This is a genomic window from Sagittula sp. P11, from assembly GCF_002814095.1.
Classification (GTDB): domain Bacteria; phylum Pseudomonadota; class Alphaproteobacteria; order Rhodobacterales; family Rhodobacteraceae; genus Sagittula.
On the sequence record NZ_CP021913.1, the window covers coordinates 3101099 to 3120068 of the forward strand.

The window sequence follows — 18970 nt, forward strand, 5'->3', positions numbered from 1 at the left end:
CGATGGCCGATACGACCTCTGCCCCCGGTGCCGCGTCCCTGCCGGGCGACGTGACCGCAAAACGCACGAAGGCCAGGACGCGCCAGCCCTTCCGGCCCAGCGGCTCCGCGGTGGTGATGACGCTTTACCTGCTGTTCCTGCTGCTGCCGATCTACTGGCTGCTGAACATGAGCCTGAAGACCAACACGGAGATCCTGAACTCCTTCACGCTCTGGCCGCGGGACCTGACGCTCGACAACTACCGCACGATCCTCACCGATCCGGCGTGGTACATGGGCTACGTGAACTCGCTGATCTACGTGGTGATGAACACGGTCATCAGCCTCGCGGTGGCGCTGCCCGCGGCCTATGCCTTCTCGCGCTATCACTTCATGGGCGACAAGCATCTGTTCTTCTGGCTGCTCACCAACCGCATGGCGCCCCCGGCCGTCTTCGCGCTGCCGTTCTTCCAGCTCTATTCGTCGGTGGGCCTCTTCGATACGCACATCGCCGTGGCGCTGGCGCACTGCCTGTTCAACGTGCCGCTTGCGGTCTGGATCCTCGAAGGCTTCATGCGCGGCGTCCCGAAGGAGATCGACGAGACCGCCTATATCGACGGCTACTCGTTCGGCGCCTTCTTCGTGAAGATCTTCACGCCGCTCATTGCCTCCGGCATCGGCGTCGCGGCCTTCTTCTGCTTCATGTTCTCGTGGGTGGAACTGCTGCTGTCGCGCACGCTGACGACTGTGGACGCAAAGCCCATCGCCGCAATCATGACCCGCACCCAAGGCGCTTCGGGCATCGACTGGGGCGTGCTCGCCGCAGCGGGCATCCTGACCATCGTGCCCGGCGCGCTCGTGATCTACTTCGTCCGCAACTACATCGCCAAGGGCTTTGCCCTGGGGAGGGTGTGATGGCTGATCAACTGGAATTTATCGTTGAGATTTACGACGGCGTTGAGGTCTTAAAGTCGTATCGATTGCCAGGCGACATCGATATCGAAGGCCATATGCGTGAGGCACTTAAAGAGTTTTTGACGCCGCTAGACATCGAAAATGCCGAGTTAGCAGAGATGAAAGGCGAGGACAGTGTGTTAACGGTCCGGAAGCCCGGCCATGCCGACCTTACCTATTCGGTTGGCGAAAATCCGCACATTACTGCTCTACTAGAGAGAGGTTTCTAATGGACTGGATGGCATGGACCTGGCCGACGGCGATCTTCTTCATGGTCATCGCGTCGCTGCTGATCGTCTTCACCTTTCTGGCGATCAGGTTTCCCGAACGGCCCCGCATGGGCGTCCTCAAGATCGAGACGACGCGCGGCGACCGGCTCTTCATCACGCTGCTCGGCTCGGCCTTCATCAATCTCGCGTGGCTCGGCCTCGTGGGGCCGGACACGCAGCCTTACGCCCTCATCGTCTGTCTCGTCTACGCCGCCGCGGTTTTCCGCTGGGTGTAGACACAGGCCTGAGTGACCGGGGCACGAGGAGACCCGGCCACGACGGAACACAAGATCCTCGGAATAAAAACGGTTCTGATATGGGAGGAAACCGAACATGAACTACAAGTTGAAATCAACCACGGCGGCGCTGCTGATCCTTGCGGGTCCGGCCTTTGCCGACATGGACGCCGCGCGCGCGTTCCTCGACGAGGAGATCGGCGACATGTCGTCGCTCACCCGCGAGGAGCAGGAGGCGGAGATGCAGTTCTTCGTCGACGCGGCCCAGCCCTTCCAGGGCATGGACATCAAGGTGGTGTCCGAAACCATCACCACGCACGAGTATGAAAGCCAGGTGCTTGCCCCGGCCTTCACCGCGATCACCGGCATCAACGTCACCCACGACCTGATCGGCGAAGGCGACGTGGTCGAAAAGCTGCAGACCCAGATGCAGTCGGGCGAGAACATCTACGACGCCTACATCAACGACTCCGACCTGATCGGCACCCACTGGCGCTACCAGCAGGTGCGCAACCTGACCGACTGGATCGCCAACGAAGGCGCGGACGTGACCAACCCCGGTCTCGACCTCGAGGACTTCATCGGCCTCAGCTTCACCACCGGCCCGGACGGCAAGGTCTACCAGCTTCCGACCCAGCAGTTCGCGAACCTTTACTGGTTCCGCTACGACTGGTTCAACGACGAGAAGAACAAGGCCGACTTCATGGAGAAGTACGGCTACGAGCTGGGCGTTCCGGTCAACTGGTCGGCCTACGAGGACATCGCGGAGTTCTTCACCGGCCGCGACCTCAGCCACATGGGCGTCGAGGGCGAGATCTTCGGCAACATGGACTACGGCAAGAAGGACCCCTCGCTCGGCTGGCGTTACACCGATGCGTGGATGTCCATGGCCGGCATGGGCGACGTGGGTGAACCCAACGGCCTTCCGGTCGACGAATGGGGCATCCGCGTGAACGAGCAGTCCCAGCCGGTGGGGTCCTGCGTGGCGCGCGGCGGTGCGACCAACTCGCCCGCGGCGGTCTACGCCGTCACCAAGGCGATCGAGTGGCTTGAGAACTACACGCCCCCGGCGGCCGCAGGCATGACCTTCTCGGAGGCAGGCCCGATCCCGGCGCAGGGCAACATCGCCCAGCAGATGTTCTGGTACACCGCCTTCACCGCGGACACCGTGAAGCCGGGTCTGCCGGTGATGAACGAGGACGGCACGCCCAAGTGGCGCATGGCACCGTCCCCGCACGGCGTCTACTGGAAGGAAGGCCAGAAGGTCGGCTATCAGGACGCCGGTTCCTGGACGCTGATGAAGTCCACCCCGGAAGACCGCGCCAAGGCCGCATGGCTCTACGCGCAGTTCGTCACCTCCAAGACCGTGGACGTGAAGAAGTCCCACGTGGGCCTGACCTTCATCCGCGAGTCCACCGTGCAGCACGAGAGCTTCACCGAGCGCGCCGACAAGCTGGGCGGCCTGGTGGAATTCTACCGCTCTCCCGCACGGACGGCATGGTCGCCGACCGGCACCAACGTGCCCGACTACCCGAAGCTGGCACAGCTCTGGTGGCAGAACATCGGTGACGCCATGTCCGGCGCCAAGACCCCGCAGGAAGCCCTCGACGCGCTGTGCGCCGACCAGGAGCGTGTGCTCGAGCGTCTGGAGCGTGCCGGCATCCAGGGCGATATCGGTCCGAAGCTGAACGAAGAGCGTGAAGCCGAGTACTGGTTCGAACAGCCGGGCGCGCCCTATCCGAAGCTCGAAAACGAAGACGAAGAGCCCAAGACCGTCAGCTACGACGAGCTGATCCAGTCCTGGCAGTAAGCCGTCTCATCGACCGGGGCCCCTGATCGGGCCCCGGTCTTCCCGTATTCCCCCGCATGACGTGCCGCAACGGCGCCCCGACATCGCTTTGAGGAGAGGCGGTCATGACTCATATTCTGGCCATCGACCAGGGCACCACCTCGACCCGCGCCATCGTCTTCGACGCATCCATGACGGCGGTCGCCTCCGCGCAGGAAGAGTTTCCCCAGCATTTCCCCGCCAGCGGCTGGGTGGAGCACGATGCGACGGACCTCTGGGCCACCACCGCCGCCACCTGCCGCGCCGCCATCGAGAAGGCCGGCACCACCGACATCGCCGCCATCGGCATCACCAACCAGCGCGAAACCACGCTGGTCTGGGACCGCAAGACCGGCAAACCCGTTCACAACGCCATCGTCTGGCAGGACCGCCGCACCTCCGGCATGTGCCGGACGCTGAAGGCGGAAGGCTTCGAAGAGGTCGTCACCGACCGCACCGGGTTGCTGCTCGATCCCTATTTCTCCGGCACGAAACTGGCCTGGCTGCTGGACAACGTCGACGGCGTCCGGGCACGGGCCGAGGCGGGGGAGCTTGTCTTCGGCACCGTCGACACATGGCTCTTGTGGAACCTGACAGGGGGCAAGGTGCATCTCACCGACGCCACCAACGCCGCGCGCACAATGCTTTACGACATCCGCAAGGGCCGGTGGTCGCGGACCATCTGCGACCGGCTGGGCATCCCCATGGACATGCTGCCCGAAGTGCGCGACTGCGCCTCCGACTTCGGCGAGACACGGCCGGACCTGTTCGGCCGTCCGATCCCGATCCTCGGCATCGCCGGGGACCAGCAGGCGGCGACGGTCGGGCAGGCGTGTTTCGGGCCCGGCATGCTGAAATCGACCTACGGCACCGGCTGCTTTGCGCTGCTGAACACCGGCGACACGCCCGTCCGGTCGCAGAATCGCCTCCTGACGACCATCGCCTACCAGCTTGACGGCAAGCCGACCTATGCGCTCGAAGGGTCGATCTTCGTTGCGGGCGCGGTGGTGCAATGGCTGCGCGACGGGCTGAAGATCATCCGCGGCGCCGCCGAGACGCAGGCCCTGGCCGAACAGGCCGATCCGGCGCAGGACCTCGTGCTTGTCCCGGCCTTCACCGGCCTCGGCGCGCCCTACTGGAATGCCGATTGCCGCGGTGCGGTCTTCGGGCTGACCCGCAATTCCGGCCCCGCCGAGTTCGCCCGCGCCGCGCTCGAAAGCGTGGGCTACCAGACGCGCGACCTGCTGACCGCGATGCAGGCCGACATGGGCACGGACGGGACCGGTTCGGCCACGCTGCGGGTGGACGGCGGAATGAGCGCGTCGGACTTCGCCATGCAGTTCCTCTCCGACATCATCGGCGCGCGGGTGGACCGGCCCAAGGTGCTCGAGACGACCGCGCTTGGCGCGGCCTGGCTGGCCGGGCAGAAGGCCGGGGTCTACCCGGACAGGGAGGCTTTCGCGAAAGGCTGGGCGCTGGAGCGCAGCTTCACCCCGGCGATCACCGAGGAAACGCGCACCGCCAGATACGCCGCCTGGCGCCGCGCGGTCGAGGCGACGATCAGCGTCTGACAACCCGGCCCTTTGCTTCTTCCGCAGGCGTTCGCACGGTCCGAAGGGCGGTGCAGGGGCACGGTGACTGGACCCGGCCCGCGCCGGATGCCAGACCGTAAGGCGCCTGCCGGAAGGACACTCGATGAACAGCCACGCTTTCGACTTCGCGGAACTGACCCCAAAGGAGCGCTACAAGCTCCTGATCGGGACGGTCATCCCGCGGCCCATCGCCCTGATCACCACCCTGTCCGAAGACGGCATTCCCAACGCCGGGTCGTTCAGTTTCTTCAACATCCTGACCCACGATCCGGCGATCAGGGCGATCGGGATCGAATACAAGCCGGATGGCACGCCGAAGGACACCGCGGCCAACATCCTCGCCACGAAGGAATTCACGGTCCACATCTCCGACCACGCGCTGGTGGACCAGATGGAGATCTGTTCGATCAAGTTCCCGGCGGACGTGGACGAGCTGTCGGTCGCGGGACTGACAACCGTTCCGGGCGAGACCGTGCGCAGCCCGCGCATCACCGCCGCGCCCGCGGCCTTCGAATGCCACCTCGTGCAGACCGTGCCGGTCACGCCCGCGCGCGTCATCGTGCTGGGAGAGGTCAAGCGGATGTTCGTGCGCGAAACCCTCGTCGATCCCGAAACGCTGTACGTCGACCAGATCGGCATCGACGCGGTGGGGCGGCTTGGCGGCCACCTCTACGCCCGGCAACTGGACCAGTTCGAACGGGTCACGCCCACAGTCGAACAGTTCATGGCGACGTCCGGCACAGTGGAAAGCTGATCACCAAAACCGGCGTTTCGCCTGCCCTGACCCGATCCGGAGCGCGGACAGCACCTCCTCCGTATCGGCGCCGAGCGACGGGGCAGGGGCGCTGACCCCGGGGCCGTCGTGCCTGAAGCGGAAACCGGCGTTCAGCACGCGCGACCCGTCGTCGAGGTCGAGGAACAGGTCGCGGTCGCGCAACTGCTCCATCTCCATCGCTTCGCCCAATGGCCGGACCTTCCCGGCGGGCACCCCCGCCGCCGCGAGGTCGGCCTCCCATTCGGAGGCGGTGCGCTCGTCGAAGCGCGCCACCAGCAGCGCGCGCAACTCGGTGTCATGTGTCATCCGGCCTTCAGGCGTCGCGAACCGTGCATCGTCCAGCAGCGACATGCAGCCCAGCACCCGGAACAGCCGCTCCACCTGCACCTGCTGCACCGCGCCGATGGTGATCTCGCCCTCCGCGGTGGGGAAGGTGTCGGCGGTCGGCGCGCCGGAGAAGCCGCGATTGCCCGCGCGCACCGGGGTCTGCCCGCTCATCATCAGCGGCACGACCACGGAACTCATCATCACCATCGTCGCGTCCAGCATCGACACATCGATCACTTGCCCCCGGCGCGCGGGATCGCGTTCCCGCTGCAGCACCGCCGAGAGGATCGCAAAGGCCGACAGCAGGGCGGAATAGGTGTCGACGATGGGAAAGCCTACGCGCTCCGCCGCCTCGCCTTCGTGGCCCGACAACAGCATCAGGCCCGAAACGCTCTGGATCACCTGGTCGATGGCCGGGAAATCGCGCAGCGGCCCGTCCTGACCAAACCCGGAGACGGAGCAGTAGATCAGCGAAGGGTGTGCGCCGGTCAGCGCGTCGGCACCAAGCCCCAGCCGTTCCGCCACGCCGGGCCGGAAGTTCTCGACCACCACGTCGGCGCTGGCCACCAGCGCCCGTGCAGCCGACAGGCCCGCGTCGGACTTGAGGTCCAGAACAATGGATTTCTTGCCCGCGTTGGCGCCGACGAACGGCTCTGCCATGCCGCGCCGCGCCGGGTCTCGCGTGTAGAACCGCATCGGATCGCCCGCCGGCGGTTCAACCTTGATGACCTCCGCGCCCAGCAGGTTGAGGAACTGGGTCGCCAGCGGCCCCGCGATGACATGGCTGAAGTCCGCGATGCGAATGCCTTCGAGCGGTTTCGCCATGTGTCCCTCCCCGACGTTTCCACACACGCAGACCTGTACGGTCATCCGCGTATTTGGTTTCCAAAAGAAACAGTCAGGCAGCTTCTGTCAAGAGGCGTGAGGGTCCGTGTCCCCGTCTTCGGTCACCGCGCTTCCGATCAGGCGCCACAGAAGTTCGAACAGCATCGCGCGTTCTGCCGGGGACAGCGGCGCCAGGAATTCCTCCTGCAGCCGGGCCATGTCGGGCCGCATGCGCGCCAGCCGTGCCTCGCCCGCCTCCGTCAGGTAGAGCGCGTTCAGCCGCTTGTCCGCGCCTTCCTTCCGGCGCTCGATCAGCCCGGTGCGTTCGATCTCGTTCACCAGTTTTGTAAGGGCGGATTTCCTGAGCACGACGGCTTTGGCAAGGTCCTTCTGCGTCAGTCCCGGATTGAGCCCGATGAGATTAAGCACCGCGACCTCGCCGCCTGCCACCGCGTGCGTGGCGAAGAACGACTCGTTGCGTTCGAGGATCCGCGTCCGCAGAAGCCGGGTGACAAAGGAGATGTCCGTCGCCAGGTGGCCAAGGTCCGGACCGCCGTCTTTTCCAGGTCGCTGTGTCATCTTCGGCGTGATCCCCCGCTTTTTCATTCGCTAAGCCGTAGCATGGTGGATTGTCAAACATGGGTGTTGACAGATCCGACAAAAGGTTTCCAAGATGAACCAAGTTGGGCCATGTTCGCAGGGGAGGGCGACATGCCGGTTGACGCGACCTTGCAGAGAGCTTTCGACCTGCGCGCCGATGGCGTGCGCCCGGACGGCGCGGCGCTGGTCGGTGTCTTCGGCGAGGGCGTGCCACTGCCGCTGGTCGCGGCTTTGGGCGGTCTTGCGGTGGACGTGAAGGCGCCACCGCTGGCGGATGCGGCCGAGGGGCCGACAAGCGATCTGGTGCGTTCGGTGACCGAAGACTTCCTCGACCCCTTCGCCACCCGGTTCCTGCACCGCTTCGCTGCGGGCGCCTTCGCCCCCTACGCCACGCTGATCTTCGCCCGCGACGACGTCGCAGGCCTCACCGCCTATCAATACGCGACAGAGCTGCGGCGGCAGGGGCGTCTGACGCAGGGCGGCCCCCGGTTGCACCTGTGGAACGCGCTCCACACAGACAGCGCGCCCGTCGCGGCCTTCAATCGCCACGAACTCGACCGCCTCAGGGCACACCTCGAAGAGACGCTGGGCGCAAAGCTCGACCCCGACCGTCTGGCCGGGGCCGTAACGGAGGAGACCCGAAGGGCCGATGCCCTGGCCGCCTTGCCGCCCGGCGGCCCCGATGCCTTCGTCGCGCGCAACGCCGGGCGCTGGCTGACGCCGTCGCAGCACGCGGCGCTGATAAGGGAGATGCCGCGGGGGCGCGGCCCGTCCATCGTGCTGACCGGCAGCGCCTGCGACATCCCCGTGCTGCATACCCTCTGCGCGGAGGTCGGGCAGGTGTGCGCCGATCTTCAGGACTACGGCCGCGCCGCGCCGCAGCCGGTGGACGCGGCCGACCTGCTGCGCCGGATCGTGGCGGACCCGCTGGCGACCCGCGCCGCGCCGCCCGCGCGTTTCACCCGTGCGCTGCACGACGGGATCGCGGGTGCCGACCTCGTGATCGCCAGCACCGACGCCTCCGACGATTCCTTCGGCTGGGAACTGCCGGGCCTGCGCCGCGCGGCAGAGGCACAAGGCGCAAGCTTCCTCGATCTTGGCTTCCGCCCGTTCCGCCCGGACGACACATGGCAGGACAGGACCCGCCGCCGCATCGCGGAGGCCCTGGCATGACCTGTGCGGCCGAGGCGACCGCGTGGCAGCGCGACTGGCTGAAGGGTCTGCGTCGGCAGATCGCCGACGGCGCGGCCTTTGCCTTCGTCAACGCCGACACCCCGCACGAGCTGTTCCACTTCATGGACGTGCCCATGGTCACCAACCAGTGGTGGTCGGCGGTGATCTCGGCCAAGCAACTGGCGCCGCATTACCTCGACCGGATGGTGGCGCTCGGGTTCCATGCGCATCTGCCGCGCTATTCCAGCCTGCCGCTCATCGCGCAGATGGAAGGCGATTTCGACCGGCAGCCCTGGGGGGGTCTGCCCGCGCCCGCGATCCTCTGCGCGCGGGCCAGTTCGGACGAACACCCGCGCATCTTCCAACGCTGGGCAGAGCTGACCGGGGCAGAGCTGCACCTGCTCTCGGCCCCCGCCACGCCGGACCCCGCGCCGGACTGGTGGGAGCGCGCCCGCGAGGGGTGGGAAGACCTCTACGGATCGGCCCGTCTCGACCTCATGGTGGCCGAGATGGAGATCCTGATCGCCGCCCTCGAACGCCTGTCGGGCCGGGACTTCGACCGCGACGGTTTCGCCGCCTACATGGCCCGGATCGACGAACAGGAGCGTATGCTCGACACCGTCGCCGACATGATCGCCGGTGCCGAAAAGTGCCCCGTGGGCATCGCCGAACAGATGCCCAACGTCATGATCCCGCAGTGGCACCGTGGTTCCGACCGGGCGCTCGACCATGTCCGCGCCTTCCGCGACGAGGTGGCCGGGCGGATCGAGCGGGGCGAGGCGGTCTGCGACGGCGAACGCATTCGCATGATGTGGATCGGCGCGGGCCTGTGGTTCGACACGTCCTTCTACACCGCCTTCGAAGAAACCCACGGCGCGGTCTTCTGCTGGTCGATGTACCTGCCGTTTGCGGCGGACGGCTACATCCGTGCCGACCATGGCGACCCGCTGCGCGCCCTCGCCGCGCGGGTCTCGGCGATGAACGAACAGTTGCACCAGCCGCCCTGGGTCAACGAATGGCTGGTGAAGGAGGCGCGGCGCTGGCGGATCGACGTGGCGGTGATGCTGGTGCCGGAACACGACCGGTTCTCGGGCTACGGATCGTATTTCGCGCGAGAGGCGCTGAAGGCTGCCGGTGTGCGCGTGGTCGAGATACACTCCGACATGGTGGACCCGCGCGACTGGGACCGCGCGGCGATGGAGGCGCGGGTGCGCGCAGAACTGGACGAGGTGGAGGCCGGATGATGGGTGCGCTCGACGGGCTGAAGGTGGCGGATTTCTCATGGGTGGGCGCCGGTCCGCGGTCGACGAAGGACCTGGCCGACAACGGCGCCACCGTGGTGAAGGTGGAATCCGCCCGCCGCCTCGACCTTGGCCGCCGCTCTCCGCCCTTCGCAGGCGGGGACCGAAAATCGCCCGACGCGTCGGTCTTCTTCGCCCAGACCAACACCTCCAAGAAAAGCGTCACGATCAACCTGTCCGATCCCCGCGGGGTCGAGGTGGCGAAGCGGCTGGTGGCCTGGGCGGACGTGGTGGTCGAGAATTTCGGCCCCGGCTACATGGACCGCATCGGCCTCGACTGGGAAACTTTGCAACAGTTGCGGCCCGGGATCATCCTCGCCAGCGTGTCGGTCGCCGGGCGGACCGGGCCGATGGTCGGGTTCCGGGGGTACGGCAACTCCGCCGCGGCGTGGTCGGGGCATTGCGACATGACCGGCTGGCCGGGGTCGGAGCCGCACATGCCGCCCTTCGCCTATGGCGACGTGGTGGCGCCCATGATGCTGACCGTTGCGATCCTCTCCGCACTGGAACATCGCGACCGGACGGGGCAGGGGGTGCATGTCGACGTCAGCCAGATCGAGGCGATGGTGCAGGTCGCGGGCGACCTCTTTGCCGGAATGCCGGACGACAAGCCCGCCAACGCCGATCCGGAAATGGCTCCGCATGGCGTCTTCCCCTGTGGCCCGGACGGATGGATCGCCATCGCCTGCGAGACCGACGCCCAGTGGCAGGCGCTCTGCACGGTTCTGGACGCACCGGACCTTCATGACCGCTGGCCCACGGCAGAGGCACGCCGCGCCAGCCGCGCCGCGCTGGAGGCCGCGTTGACCGACCTCACCCGCCCCATGGACGGCGGCGCGCTGGAGGATACGCTGGTGAAGGCCGGCGTGCCCGCTGCCCTCGTGCTGGACGGCAGGGGCTTGTCGGAACACCCCGCGCTGAACGCGGCGGGGCATTTCGTGTCCGTGGACCACCCGGTGATCGGCACGGCGAAGATGCCCGCACCGCCCTACCGGTTCAGCGCAACCCCGGGTCATGTCGGCCCGTCGCCTTGCCTTGGCGCCGACAACGCCGAGGTCTTCGCCGAGATCGGCCTGACGCCTGACGAGATCGACAGCCTCATGGCAGAGGGGGCACTGGCATGATGCTGCTCGACGGTATCCGCGCCGTGGTCCTTGCCGACCACCTTGCCGATTTCGGCGGCAGCATGCTGGCTCGTCTGGGTGCCGAAGTGGTGCTGGCCGGGGCCGCGCCCCTGACCGGGCCGCGCGAAAAGGCGTGGCACAAGGGCATGACCCGCAGCGACGCGCCGCTGGCAGAGCTTCTGGCAGAGGCCGATATCCTGCTCGACGACCGTCGCTCCAGCCCGCGCGACGACGTGGACGCCCTTGCCGCAAAACAAAGGGAGCTGGTGCACGTGGTCATCACAGGCTTCCCTGACAATCCGCGCCCGGTGACGGACCTGACGCTGATGGCGCAGTCTGGGCTGATGCACGTCACGGGCACCCCCGACCGCCCGCCACTGCGCCTGCCCGGCGAACAGGCGTATGCCCTGACCGCCATACAGGCGGCGACAGCGGCGCTGATGGGCCTCCGGGCGCGCCGGCAAACCGGCGAAGGCCAGCGCATCACGCTCTCTGCCCTGCAGGCCGCCGCGCTCGCCAACTACCGCGAGGCGGTGATGTACGAACACACCGGCCGCATCGGCACGCGGCGCGGCAACATGCTGGTCCGGGGCAGGTCCGGCGTGCGTCAGGTCTGGCCTTGCGCGGACGGCTTCATCACCTGGTCGATGATCGACAACCCCGGCATGATGCGGGCGCTTGTCCGGGTCATGCAGGCCGAAGGGGCGGCAGGCGAGCTGGCCGAGATCGACTGGGACGCGATCCTCGTGGCCGATACGGAGCAAGAGACTATCGAGCGCTGGCAATCCATCGTCGAGGCCTTCTTTGCCCGCCACGATCGCAAGACCCTCGGCGACTGGTCGCTCGAACACGGCTGGGGCCTTTCGCCGATCATCCGCCTGTCGGAGGTCCCGGACAGCCCGCAGATGAAGGCGCGCGGGGTCTTCGACCCCGACGGCGTGCCGGGACCGCTGTTCGCCGTGCACCCGGGGAGGGGCACATGAGCGCGCTGGCCGGTCTCCGCGTGCTCGACTTCTCCCGGCTGCTGCCCGGGCCCTACTGCACGTGGCTTCTGGCCGATCAGGGGGCCGAGGTGATCCGCGTCGAACATCCCCGCGAACTGGCCAAGCAGGCGAAGGTCTTCGGCTGGGACAGGCTGGATCAGGCCGGGCGCGCGCGGCAACGGGCGCGGGACATGCTGGCGCGGGGCAAGAAATCCGTCTGCCTCGACATCGGCGACCCCGACGTGCAGGCCGCCCTGCGCCGCCTCGCCGCGACGGTCGACGTGGTGGTGGAGGATTACCGGCCCGGCGTGCTGAACAGCCTCGGCCTCGGGTACGAGGCGCTGTCCGAAGGCAACCCGGCGCTGGTCTACACGTCCCTGACGCTCTGCGGCCAGACCGGCCCGCTGCGCGACAAGCCGGGGCACGATCCGGTCGCACTGGCGCTGGCCGGTGTCCTCAGCCGCACCGGCGAGGACCCCGACGCCCCCGGCCTTCCGGGTTTTGCTGCCGCCGACGTGGCGACCGGCGCCCATGCCGCCTTTGCCACGCTCGCCGCCGTGATGCATGCCCGTGCCACGGGACAGGGACAGCATGTGGACGTCGCCATGACCGACTGTGCGCTGGTGCTTCTGGCCAATCTCATCGCCCGTTACGAGGATCCCGCCGACCTCCCCGCAAGGGGCGCGCGCCGGGCGGACCTCGGCCTCTGGCGCTGTGCCGATGGCGCGTGGCTCGTGACGACGGATATGGAACCGCGCTACTGGCAGGCCTTCTGCACCGCCATGGGCCGGCCGGAGTTCGCGGCATGGCAGATGGACCCGTCCCGCCGGGCCGAGATCCGCGAAGGCCTCCAGGCGATCTTCGCGACCCAACCCCGTGCCCACTGGCTGGACCATCTCGAAAAGGCCGGAACCCAGTTCGCCCCGGTCAACACTCTGGCCGAGGCCCTGAACGAACCGCATTTCCGCGCACGCGGCATGGTCGTCGCGCTGGACGCGCCGGGCGGCGCCCTGACGCAGGCCGGCCCGCCGGTCCGCCTCGGCCCGTTCGAGACCCCGCACCCGGCCGTCCTGCCGGGCACCCATACCGCCGAGGTCCTGCGCGCCGCAGGCCTGTCGGACACACAGATAAACGCGCTGGCGGCATCGTCCGCGCACCAGACCGGGCCATCAACCCCGGCGACCCACTGAACCATCAAGGGAGGATACACCATGCTCAGAACAACGGCGGTCATCGCACTGTGCCTTGCCGCGCTGCCCGCGTGGGCCGCGGATTTCAACCTGACCTATGCCTCGCCCTACACCGAGGCGCATCCCTACGGCGCCGCCGACGCGGAGTGGATCGCGCGGATCGAGGAACAGTCCGGCGGCCGTGTCGACATCACGCCCTACTGGGGCCGGACGCTCATCACCTCGCGCGAGGGCGTGGACGAGCTGGCCGCAGGCGTGGCCGACATCGCCTATATCGCGCCGATCTATGCGCGGTCGGGCTATGACATGAACCGGCTCGTGCCGGGGATGTTCTACGGCTACACCGACCCGAAGAAGGTGCTCGACGTCTACATGGAGCTTGTCGAGCAGTTCCCGGTCTTCGACGAGGAACTCGATGGCGTGCACGTCGTCGGCTACAACGTCGGCACGCCGATGCACGTCCTCCTGCGCGACAAGCCGGTGGAGACGCTCGATGACCTTCAGGGCCTGCGCATCCGCTCGGCGGTGGACTTCATCGGCCCGCTCGCGGCCTTCGGGGCAGAGGGTGTGACCATGCCGATGACGGAAACCTACCCCTCGCTGGAAAAGGGCGTCGTCGACGGGGTGATCGCCCCCTACGAGGCGCTGAAATCGCTCAGCTTTGCCGAGGTGGTCGGCTACTACTCCGAACTGCCGCATTCGCGCGGCGCCTATCCCTCGCGCGGGATCAACGGCGACGTGTGGTCGAGGCTTCCGGAGGACATCCGGCAGGTCTTCGACGACAACACAGAATGGCTGAGCCTGCGCACCCTTGAGCTCGCGCAGGAGGCCGAGGACGCGGGCCGCGCCTATGGCGAGGAACAGGGTGTGAAGTTCAATGCCGTGGCACCCGAGGTTGTGGCCGAATATTCCGAATCCTTCGCCCCGGTCATCAGGGAGGTGGCGGAGGACCTCGACGCCATGGGCAAGCCGGGCACCGAGGTGCTGGACACCATCCGCGCGGCGCACACGCAGTAAACGTCCGGGGGCGCACCACCCGCGCCCCCGCAAGTCCCCGGGGAGCACGCCATGCGGCTGGTCGAACAACTTCTGGGCGGGATCGTGCGCGGGGCGGCGGCCCTCGGCGTGCTGTCGCTCCTCGCGCTCATGGCGCTGACGGTCGTCACCGTGACCTTCCGCGCCGTGGGCGTGGCCTTTCCGGGCACCTACGTGCTGGCGGAGCTTCTGCTGCTCCCCACGGTCTCCTGCGCGCTGGCCTATGCGGCGTGGGACGGCGCGCACACCAAGGTCGAGCTGCTGGTCAAGAGCTTCCGGCCCCGTGTCGCGGGCCTGTCGCAGGGGCTGATGCTGCTGGCCGGCACCGCCTTCTGGGGCTTCGTCCTTTACGCCGGGATCGAAGAGGCGCTGCGCCGCGGCCGCCAGGGCGAGACGACGCCGCTTCTCGACATTCCCGTGGCCCCGTTCCGCTGGCTCATGGTGGCGGCGATCACGCTGATGATCGCGGTCTGCCTGCTGCGCGGCCTCCAGTTCATCGCGGGCCGGGAGCCGAAGGAATGACCCCGGTCCTTGCAGGCGTCATCGGCATCGCGGCGATGTTCCTCGCCATCGCCTTCGGCATGCCCATCGGCTTTGCCATGGGGCTGGTCGGCGTGCTGGGCTTCGGCCTGCTCATCAGCTTCCACGCGGCGATCATCAAGGTCGGCGTCATCGCCTTCGACCTCGCCACCAACTACGCCATCGGCACCGTGCCGCTGTTCCTGTTCATGGCGCATGTGCTGTTTGCCTCGGGCATCGGACAGGACCTCTACGACTTTGCCGCGCGGATGCTGGGACACCGGCGGGGCGGGCTGGCCATGGCGACGGTCGGCGCCTCGGCGGGCTTCGCATCGGTCAACGCCTCGTCGCTGGCGACCACCGCGACCATGGGCCTTGTCGCGCTGCCCGAGATGCGGCGCCACGGCTATTCGCTGTCTCTCGCCTCCGGCTCCGTCGCGGCGGGGGGCACCATCGGGTCGCTCATCCCGCCCTCCGGCATGTTCATCATCTACGGCATCCTGACCGAGACCTCGATTGGCGACATGTTCGCGGCGGGCATCGTGCCGGGCGTGCTCTTGGCGCTCTTCTACATGACGGTGATCGCCGTCCGCTGCCGCCTGAACCCCGAGGCCGGACCCGCCGGGCCGCGCTACGACTGGGCCGCCCGCTGGCAGGGGTTCCGCCGCACGGGCGACGTGATCGTGCTCTTCGTCTTCGTCATGGGCGGCATCATCTGGGGCTGGTTCACCCCCACGGAGGCCGGCGCCATGGGGGCCTTCGGCGCGCTGGTGATCGCCGGCCTCCGCGGGAAGCTGAGCATCGCGGCCCTGCGCACCGCCGTCTACGACACGCTGCGCACCACCGGCATGATCTTCGGCATCCTCTTCGGCGCGCTGGTCTTCAACGCCTTCGTCACCGTGACGACCATCCCGCTGAACCTCGTCGGCTGGGTCGGCGCGGTGGATCTGCCGCCGCTTGCGGTCCTGCTGATCATCCTCGTGCTCTACCTGTTCCTCGGCATGATCCTCGACGCCTCGGCGATGATGACGCTGACCGTGCCGCTGTTCTTCCCGCTGGTCACGGGCCTCGGCTACGACGCGGTGCTGTTCGGCGTGCTGGTCGTGCGCATGACCGAGATCGCGCTGATCACGCCGCCGGTGGGCATGAACGTCTACGTCCTCAGCAGCGTGGCGCGGGACATTCCGCTGACGACGATCTTCCGCGGCACGGCGCCCTTCGTGCTGGCCGACCTGCTGCACGTGGCGCTGCTGCTGGCCATACCGGCGCTGGTGCTCTGGCTGCCCTCGCTCTGAGGGAGGGCGCCGATCCCGTCCGGCGCGCGCCGATCAAACAGGAGCGGCCCCGGCCCTCAGCCCGTCACCCGCGCGTGCACCGCGTAGCGCCGGTAGAGGCCCCGGTGCTCCACCCCCGCCACGCGCCCGCCGAGGTTGTCGAGCGCGTCGGTCAGCCGGTCGCGCGGCGCAACGTGGAACCGCGCCAGCCATGCCCGCAGGCCCTTGCGGAACCACCGTGGCAGGCCGCCCTGATCGCCGAAGTCGACGATGTGCAACTGCCCGCCGGGGGCGAGATGGCGCAGCGCCTCGTCCATCGCGCCCTGCCAGTCGGGGATCATCGACAGGCAGTAGGAACAGACGATGTGGTCGAAGCGGGCGGTGCCGAACAGGCCCTCGGCATCGAAGTCGCAGGCATCGGCCTGCGCCAGCACCACGCCCGCCCCCAGCTTGCGCCGGGCAGAGATCAGCATCTGCTCCGAGATATCCAGCCCGTAGAGCCGCGCCTCCGGGTGCCTCGCGCGCACGGCGGCAAGGTTGCGCCCCGTGCCGCAGGCGATCTCCAGCACAGACTGGCCGGGGCGGACGTCCATCCGCTCGATCAGCTCGTCGCGGCCCAGCAGATAGTACTTGCGCGTCACGTCATAGAAAAGCCGCTGGTAGCGATAGACATCGTCCATCAGCCGCCCGTGATCCGAAGTCATCGTCATGCAGCGACCTTCCGGTAGAGGTGTACGCCGCCGTAGATCGCCGAACGGTCGGTGGCAAAGGCGGTGGCAGAGGCCGCTTCGTCATACCCCCACTGTGCCAGCAGGTCCTGAGGCACGCGCCCGGGCAGGATGTCCGCCGCGCCGCCGGTCCGGAACAGCACGCGGGCACCGGGCCGGGCGGTGCGGGTGATTTCTTCCCACAGCGCGGTCAGCTGCGCGTCGCTCATCCAGTCCTGCGCATCCAGCAGCACGTAGACCGACTTCGACCCGGCGGGCGCCTCTGCCAGCACGTCGGTGATCGAGCGGTTCCAGACCGCCACACGGGGGGCCGCGGCGCGCAGCGCCTCGAAGTGCTGCGGTTCGAGGTAGGGCGGCACCGGCCCGTCGCCTTCGGGCTTGTAGGCGCGTGTCGCCGCCTGCCAGGCAAAGTAGTTCTCGCCGATGGGGAAGTCGCAGAACAGCTTGCGCGTCCGCTCCCGCAGCACCGGGATCACGTCGCCGCCCGCGTCCGCCGCCAGCTTGTCGTATTGCGCGGGCGGGATGCCGAGGCCGAACAGCGACGCCCGGCGCCGCGCGGCGAACCTGACCAGCCGCGTGTCGTAAAGCGGCGCGATCTCAGCGTCAAAGAAGGCGCGCTGCTCCTCAAGCGTCGTGGCCGTCAACAGCCCGTCCCACCGCACGCCCGCCAAGCGGGTGACAAGATGCACCGCACCAAGGAAGCTGCCCAGCACGCCGTAGCGATGGAACCCGCGCGAAAACAGCGCCTTGCGCCGGACGATCCCGTGGCGCCCCTGCCAGAAGGCCCGCGCCTCCGGGTCGAGCCTGCGCAGGATGTAGCGGTCGAAGAGCGCCTCGTTCCCCGGCCGGTCGGCATGACCGAAGATGTCGTAGAAGCCCGCGTGGTCGGGCAGCACCTGCGCCGCCAGCAGCTTCAGCCGGTTCAGCTCCACATGCCATGGCGACAGGTCCACCGCCGTGACCGAGGCGGGCGAAGCAGTCAGATAGGACATCACGTTGCAGCCGCCCGAGGCGATGCAGACGATATCGTCCTCCGCCGTCAGGCCAAGCGCCGCCATGTCGCAGACCGGATCCTCCCAGATCTGCGGATAGACGAGGCCCCGGAACAGCCGGGCAAAGACCCGGTCCGAAACCGTGTCGAAGGACCATCTGCGGTTCTGGTAGACGGCCTCTCCGATGAGGGCCTGCGTGGTGTCGCTCATTGCGCTTCCTGTTCAAGCTGTGCACTCCGCTCGACCCCGGCCGCCTGCGCGGCGATCCGGGCGCGCTTGCGGGCGCGCCGTTCGAGCAGGAACTGCCGGTTCTTGCGGGCTTCCCAGTCGACCAGCCGCATCTCGCCCGCCGCGTTCTCGATGACCGCGGTGCAGCTTTCGACCCAGTCGCCGGTGTTGATGTAGCGGATGCCGCCGATCTCGCGGATCGAGGCATGGTGGATGTGGCCGCAGATCACCCCGTCGAAGCCCTTCTGACGGGCGTCCAGCGCCAGCACTTCCTCGAACTTGCAGATGTAGTTGACCGCCTGCTTGACCTGCTGCTTCGACCATTTCGACAGCGACCAGTAGCGGTGCGACCAGAGCCTGCGGACCATGTTGATCTTCGGGTTCAGCCAGATCAGCGCGGCATAGGCGCTGTCGCCGAGATACGCGAGCCACTTGGCGTTCGCCACCACCGCGTCGAACTCGTCGCCGTGGGTCACGAGGTAACGCCGCCCGTCCGCCGCGGTGAAGCTGTCGCGCCGCTTCAGCTCGATCCCGCCAAGGTGCAGCCCGATGTAGTCGCGGAACACCTCGTCGTGGTTGCCGGGGATGAAGATCACCCGCGTGCCGCCCCGCGCCTTTTCGAGGATCGCCTGGATGACCGCGTTGTGATCCTCCGGCCAGTGCCAGCCCTTCTTCAGCCGCCAGCCGTCGACGATATCCCCGACAAGGTAGAGCGTCTCCGCCTCGTGCTTCGCCAGGAACTCCGCCAGCAGCCGCGCCCGGCAGCCGCGTGTGCCGAGGTGGACATCCGACAGGAAGATCGTGCGATCGGTCACCGTTTCGTCCGCGCTTCTGGTTCACGTGTTCCAGAGGCGGATACGCCGCGGATGTATCACTGCGGTGACCGTTTTGTATCGGTCGCGTGACCCTTTCCCCTGCGGCGCAAGGGTGCAGCCCCTCCGGTGAAAGCGGCTGTAACCGAACTTTCAGAAATCGGTCATCTGCCTGTCATGAAAGGGAAATAGCCGGTGGCCGCGTGTCCCCGGCCCGACAGCCGGAC

The 18970-nt window shown here is 67.7% G+C and carries 19 protein-coding genes; 14 read left to right on the forward strand and 5 right to left on the reverse strand.

Features of this window, described 5'->3' with window-relative positions:
- Positions 1–2: 2 nt before the first annotated feature.
- The 6 genes from CDO87_RS15030 (at position 3) to CDO87_RS15055 (ending at position 5611) form a co-directional block, all read left to right on the forward strand.
- A complete protein-coding gene (locus CDO87_RS15030) occupies positions 3–893 on the forward strand; it encodes a carbohydrate ABC transporter permease (RefSeq protein WP_198521734.1) in 891 nt (296 codons plus the stop codon).
- A complete protein-coding gene (locus CDO87_RS15035; RefSeq protein WP_100929528.1) occupies positions 893–1162 on the forward strand; it encodes a hypothetical protein in 270 nt (89 codons plus the stop codon). The genes CDO87_RS15030 and CDO87_RS15035 overlap by 1 nt, the downstream gene beginning before the upstream one ends.
- Entirely contained in the window at positions 1162–1437 is a 276-nt protein-coding gene (locus CDO87_RS15040) for a DUF2160 domain-containing protein (protein ID WP_100929529.1), read from the forward strand. Before CDO87_RS15035 ends, CDO87_RS15040 begins: the two co-directional genes overlap by 1 nt.
- Positions 1438–1534: 97 nt before the next feature.
- Positions 1535–3247, forward strand: coding sequence for an ABC transporter substrate-binding protein (locus CDO87_RS15045; RefSeq protein ID WP_100929530.1), 1713 nt, complete (start codon positions 1535–1537; stop codon positions 3245–3247).
- 104 nt (positions 3248–3351) lie between these two features.
- Positions 3352–4836, forward strand: a complete 1485-nt coding sequence (glpK, locus tag CDO87_RS15050; protein WP_100929531.1) for a glycerol kinase GlpK — start codon at positions 3352–3354, stop codon at positions 4834–4836.
- A gap of 124 nt (positions 4837–4960) precedes the next feature.
- Positions 4961–5611 carry a flavin reductase family protein gene (locus CDO87_RS15055; protein ID WP_100929532.1) on the forward strand — a complete coding sequence of 217 codons (651 nt, stop codon included), beginning with the start codon at positions 4961–4963 and terminating at the stop codon, positions 5609–5611.
- On the opposite strand, the gene CDO87_RS15060 is transcribed toward CDO87_RS15055, so the two are convergent.
- Both CDO87_RS15060 and CDO87_RS15065 read right to left on the reverse strand, forming a co-directional pair.
- Entirely contained in the window at positions 5612–6784 is a 1173-nt protein-coding gene (locus CDO87_RS15060) for a CaiB/BaiF CoA-transferase family protein (RefSeq protein WP_100929533.1), read from the reverse strand.
- A gap of 87 nt (positions 6785–6871) precedes the next feature.
- Entirely contained in the window at positions 6872–7363 is a 492-nt protein-coding gene (locus CDO87_RS15065) for a MarR family winged helix-turn-helix transcriptional regulator (RefSeq protein WP_157815007.1), read from the reverse strand.
- A 132-nt stretch (positions 7364–7495) separates the two neighbouring features.
- On the opposite strand from CDO87_RS15065, the gene CDO87_RS15070 reads away from it, so the two are divergent.
- Genes CDO87_RS15070 through CDO87_RS15105 form a run of 8 tightly spaced genes read left to right on the forward strand, consistent with a single transcriptional unit; the run spans position 7496 to position 16004 of the window.
- On the forward strand, positions 7496–8557 hold the full coding sequence (locus CDO87_RS15070) for a 2-hydroxyacyl-CoA dehydratase family protein (protein ID WP_157815008.1): 1062 nt from the start codon (positions 7496–7498) through the stop codon (positions 8555–8557).
- Positions 8554–9801 (forward strand): 2-hydroxyacyl-CoA dehydratase family protein, encoded by a 1248-nt coding sequence (locus CDO87_RS15075; RefSeq protein WP_100929536.1) that lies wholly within the window; start codon positions 8554–8556, stop codon positions 9799–9801. The genes CDO87_RS15070 and CDO87_RS15075 overlap by 4 nt, the downstream gene beginning before the upstream one ends.
- Complete coding sequence (locus CDO87_RS15080; protein WP_100929537.1) at positions 9801–10982, forward strand: CaiB/BaiF CoA-transferase family protein; 1182 nt, start codon at positions 9801–9803, stop codon at positions 10980–10982. Before CDO87_RS15075 ends, CDO87_RS15080 begins: the two co-directional genes overlap by 1 nt.
- Positions 10979–11965, forward strand: a complete 987-nt coding sequence (locus CDO87_RS15085) for a CoA transferase (protein WP_100929538.1) — start codon at positions 10979–10981, stop codon at positions 11963–11965. Before CDO87_RS15080 ends, CDO87_RS15085 begins: the two co-directional genes overlap by 4 nt.
- The gene (locus tag CDO87_RS15090; protein WP_100929539.1) at positions 11962–13155 is read left to right on the forward strand and encodes a CaiB/BaiF CoA-transferase family protein; all 1194 of its coding nucleotides are present in this window, start codon (positions 11962–11964) and stop codon (positions 13153–13155) included. The genes CDO87_RS15085 and CDO87_RS15090 overlap by 4 nt, the downstream gene beginning before the upstream one ends.
- 21 nt (positions 13156–13176) lie before the next feature.
- Positions 13177–14172: a TRAP transporter substrate-binding protein gene (locus CDO87_RS15095; RefSeq protein WP_100929540.1), complete on the forward strand. Its 996-nt coding sequence runs from the start codon at positions 13177–13179 to the stop codon at positions 14170–14172.
- Between the two features lie 51 nt (positions 14173–14223).
- On the forward strand, positions 14224–14712 hold the full coding sequence (locus CDO87_RS15100; protein ID WP_100929541.1) for a TRAP transporter small permease: 489 nt from the start codon (positions 14224–14226) through the stop codon (positions 14710–14712).
- Positions 14709–16004 carry a TRAP transporter large permease gene (locus CDO87_RS15105; RefSeq protein ID WP_100929542.1) on the forward strand — a complete coding sequence of 432 codons (1296 nt, stop codon included), beginning with the start codon at positions 14709–14711 and terminating at the stop codon, positions 16002–16004. The genes CDO87_RS15100 and CDO87_RS15105 overlap by 4 nt, the downstream gene beginning before the upstream one ends.
- Positions 16005–16060: 56 nt before the next feature.
- Here the strand turns inward: CDO87_RS15105 and CDO87_RS15110 are convergent, their stop codons facing one another.
- The 3 genes from CDO87_RS15110 to CDO87_RS15120 are packed head-to-tail and all read right to left on the reverse strand — an operon-like array spanning position 16061 to position 18746.
- Positions 16061–16693 carry a class I SAM-dependent methyltransferase gene (locus CDO87_RS15110; RefSeq protein ID WP_100929543.1) on the reverse strand — a complete coding sequence of 211 codons (633 nt, stop codon included), beginning with the start codon at positions 16691–16693 and terminating at the stop codon, positions 16061–16063.
- Positions 16690–17913, reverse strand: coding sequence for a DUF3419 family protein (locus CDO87_RS15115; RefSeq protein ID WP_100929544.1), 1224 nt, complete (start codon positions 17911–17913; stop codon positions 16690–16692). Before CDO87_RS15115 ends, CDO87_RS15110 begins: the two co-directional genes overlap by 4 nt.
- Entirely contained in the window at positions 17910–18746 is an 837-nt protein-coding gene (locus CDO87_RS15120) for a UDP-2,3-diacylglucosamine diphosphatase (RefSeq protein WP_100929545.1), read from the reverse strand. Before CDO87_RS15120 ends, CDO87_RS15115 begins: the two co-directional genes overlap by 4 nt.
- Positions 18747–18970 lie beyond the last annotated feature (224 nt).